Origin of the sequence: Pseudomonas sp. GM_Psu_1, from assembly GCF_026544185.1 — a bacterium.
Lineage (GTDB): Bacteria > Pseudomonadota > Gammaproteobacteria > Pseudomonadales > Pseudomonadaceae > Chryseomonas > Chryseomonas oryzihabitans.
In genome coordinates, this window is the sequence record NZ_JALNUX010000040.1 from 1 (window position 1) to 324 (window position 324).

The 324-nt window shown below is 62.3% G+C and carries 1 pseudogene; it reads left to right on the top strand.

Annotated elements, in window-relative coordinates:
- Positions 1-24: 24 nt before the first annotated feature.
- Positions 25-324: pseudogene (locus tag OXS31_RS23355) on the top strand (IS110 family transposase); the annotation flags it as partial.

Below are 324 nucleotides of genomic sequence, written 5' to 3' on the forward strand. Positions count from 1 at the left end.
CTGCGAGCCTGGCACCCGGAACCTGTGTCCATCCGCACGCTTCGCGCGCTGACCCGGCGCCTGGAGGATCTCCAATCGCTACGGCAGATGGAGCTCAATCGACTCGAGATCAGTCCGGAAAAAGTCCAGGACTCGATCCGGGCAGTCTTGCAACGGCTCGATGAGCAGATCGCCTGGACGCTCGAACAGATCAAACGCCATATCGACGACGATCCGGACTTGCGTGGTAAGCGCGACCTGCTGGTGAGTATCGACGGCATCGCTGACAAGACCGCCGCCCTGATCCTGGCGGAGCTCGGCGATATCGACCGCTTCGCCGATGCG